The following is a 3,008-nucleotide window of genomic DNA, read 5'->3' as shown; positions in this document are numbered from 1 at the left end:
GGGGTCGTTTCTCGTACACTGGCGGGTGTGATTGCGAGCAGCTTCTCCCAGACGATCTTCCTGATCCTGCAAATCATTTCGATTGCCGGAGCCGCGTTCGCCATTTTCCATGCGCTGCGCCAACGGCCGGACGCGTTTCCCGCGGCCGGGAAGCTGACCAAGAACGCCTGGTTGGGCATTCTGGCGGTAGGACTGCTGCTGACGTTGATCGGTCCCATGGTCATCATGTTCTGGATCATCGGCATCGTCGGCATCGCGGTGTACCTCGTCGACGTCCGACCCAAGATCGACAGCATCCAGCGCGGACCCCGCTGGTAAGCAGCCGCGTCGACGCCCGTTCGGTCGAGGGCGTACCGTCTACCGCACCCGCCAGGGGGTCGAGGTAGAGGGGATTTCTGTGGTTTCACGCAAGGTAGTCGAACGCGTGCTGTTCGGAATAGGCGGCGCGGCAGCGGCGGTCTCGGTCGGCGCGTTCGTGGTTCGGCGGCGTCGCCTGCACTCGTTCACCAAGACGACCGACGTCCAGCCCGACGAGTTGCTGCAGTACCCCACCTTCGAGCCGCACATCACCGAGGTGGTCACCGACGACGGTGCGCACCTGCACGTTCGCAGCTACGGTGACGCCGATGCCGCGCCGATCGTCTTCAGCCACGGCTGGACCTGCTCGGCCGACTACTGGTACCCGCAGATCAACGCCCTCGCCGGCCGCTACCGCGTCATCGCGTACGACCAGCGCGGCCACGGCCGCAGCGACGTGGGAACGCGACCACTGAGCCCCGACGTGCTGGCCGACGACCTCGCCGCGATCCTCACCGCCACCGTCGACGAGGACAACAAGGCCGTCCTGGTAGGACACAGCATGGGCGGCATGTCCATCATGGCCTGGGCCGGAAACTATCCCGAACAGGTCGACAGGCTGGTCAGTGCCGTACTGCTCGCCAGCACCGCGACCGACTCGCTCGTCCGCGAAACCACGGTCATCCCGCTGCCGCAACGCTTCCCACGCCTCCCGACCCCCGTGGGGAAAGCCGTGCTCAGCTCGGCGCTTCCGCTGCGGCCGTCACCGGTGACCCGCCAAGCCATCAAATACATCTCGATGGCCCCCGGAGCGACACCTGCCGAGGTGGCGTTCTGCGAGAAGATCGTGCTGGAATGCGCGCCGCGCACCCGCGGCATCTGGGGCGCCGCGCTCACCGACCTCGACATCCGCGAGGCACTCGAGAACATGTCCGTACCCACCAGCGTGCTCGTCGGATCTGCTGACCGCTTGACCCCGCCGGTACACGCCCGCAAACTCGCCCGCGCCCTGGACGACCACGACCACCTGAGCAGACTGATCGTGATCCCCGGCATCGGACACATGAGCTCGGTGGAAGCAATCGACGAATTCAACGCCGAAGTGGTTCGGCTCCGTAACTTGTGATTCTTCGGGTCTCGCCTAGCTGAAGACCACGGTCTTGCGGCCGTGCACCAGGACACGATCCTCCAGGTGCCACCGCAGGCCGCGGGAGAGCACCAGCTTCTCGATGTCGCGGCCCTGACGCACCATGTCGGACACCTCGTCGGCATGGTCGACGCGGATGACGTCCTGCTCGATGATCGGACCCGCGTCGAGCTCGGCCGTCACGTAGTGGCACGTCGCACCGATCAGTTTCACGCCCCGCGCGAATGCCTGGTGGTATGGACGCGCGCCGACGAACGACGGCAGGAAGCTGTGGTGGATGTTGATGGCCCGGCCCGCCCAGTGCGCGCACAGCGATTCGGGGAGAACCTGCATGAACCGTGCCAGCACCACCGCGTGCGGGTCGTAGGAATCGACCAGCGACCGCACCTCCTCGAAGGCAGGAGCGCGCTCGGCCGGATCCTTCGCGAACTCGACGTGATGGAACGGGGTGCCGTGCGCGGCGGCGATCGGCTCGAGTGACTTGTGGTTGCCGATCACCGCGGAGATCTGAGCGGGCAGCTCGCCGCCCGCAGCGCGCCCGAGGAGGTCGTGCAAGCAGTGTGCTTCCTTGCTGACGAGCAGGACCACGCGCTTGGGTTCACCCGAATCGTGAAGTGTCCATTCGGTTTCCGGGCCGAGCTCGGCGGCCACCGCGGCGAAACGCGTGCGGAGCTCCTCGATACTCATGTCCACGGACGACGCGCGTACTGCCTGCCGGGTGAAGAACCAACCGGTGTCGGGATCGGCGTGATAAGCGGCCTCGACGATCCATCCACCGACCTCGGCGAGGAAGGTCGAGATGCGGGCGACGATGCCCGTCTTGTCGGGGCAACCGAGCGACAGAACGTAGCGGCGATCCTCGGATACGGAAGAACTCATACCGCCGATTGTCTCAGGGCGTCCGCACCCCGGTTGCCACCAGTGTCCCGAGATCGATCGAATCGATTCCGCGCTCGGTCAGCAACGCAGTGAACTCGGCACGGACCTGCGTCCGGGTCGCATCGTCGAACGAAGTCAACGCGCCCCGCATCGCGCTGCCCAGCACGAGAGCCCACACGAACGACTCCGTCGCGGGAACGTGGTTGGACAGCTCGACGACCTCGACATCGGTGGTGCCGGCCGCGGTGAGCCACGCGCGGAGGAGATCCACGGTTTCCATCCGCCGGATCGGATGCTTGTCGTAACCGTCCTGCGCGAGTGGCCCGTTGTGCTCGCTCGGCGGCGAATGCGCACCGATCACCTCGAAGAACGTGCCCGCGAACGCCTCGATCGCCCCCTTGCGCCACACCGTCACCCCGACGCGACCGCCCGGACGAACCAGAGACACCAGACGCGCGAAGTCCTGCTCGGGATCAGGCAGGAAGAAGATGCCGTACGAACAGGCCAACGCGTCGTATCCGGCATCGGGAACCGTCGACGGCGGCTCCCACTCGGTGGCGTCGGCAACGACGAAGTCGATGTTGCGCAGTGCCCGATCGGTGGCCTTCACCCGGCCCACCTCCAACAGGTCGTCGGCGAGGTCGATGGCATGCACGAGACCGTCGGGGCCGACGGCCGCCGCCGG

Annotated in this window: 4 protein-coding genes; 2 read left to right on the top strand and 2 right to left on the bottom strand. The window is 66.4% G+C overall.

Translation table 11 applies throughout. The features are described from left to right. The first annotated feature begins 27 nt into the window (after positions 1-27). Positions 28-318 (top strand): DUF2516 family protein, encoded by a 291-nt coding sequence (locus tag RHBS_RS26150; protein ID WP_121873494.1) that lies wholly within the window; start codon positions 28-30, stop codon positions 316-318. Positions 319-391: 73 nt separating this feature from the next. Beyond that, on the top strand, positions 392-1,423 hold the full coding sequence (locus tag RHBS_RS26145) for an alpha/beta fold hydrolase (protein ID WP_374700663.1): 1,032 nt from the start codon (positions 392-394) through the stop codon (positions 1,421-1,423). Positions 1,424-1,438: 15 nt separating this feature from the next. Here the strand turns inward: RHBS_RS26145 and purU are convergent, their stop codons facing one another. Together purU and RHBS_RS26135 are read right to left on the bottom strand one after the other, a co-directional pair. After that, positions 1,439-2,323 (bottom strand): formyltetrahydrofolate deformylase, encoded by an 885-nt coding sequence (gene purU / locus RHBS_RS26140; RefSeq protein WP_121873492.1) that lies wholly within the window; start codon positions 2,321-2,323, stop codon positions 1,439-1,441. 13 nt (positions 2,324-2,336) lie between these two features. Further along, positions 2,337-3,008: class I SAM-dependent methyltransferase (locus tag RHBS_RS26135; protein ID WP_128646832.1), on the bottom strand; the 672-nt coding region annotated here is incomplete at its 5' end.

Source organism: Rhodococcus sp. BS-15 (assembly GCF_000813105.1).
In the GTDB taxonomy this organism is placed as follows: domain Bacteria; phylum Actinomycetota; class Actinomycetes; order Mycobacteriales; family Mycobacteriaceae; genus Rhodococcoides.
Note: the sequence above shows the minus strand (reverse complement) of the source record. Positions and strands in the feature narration are given on the sequence as shown.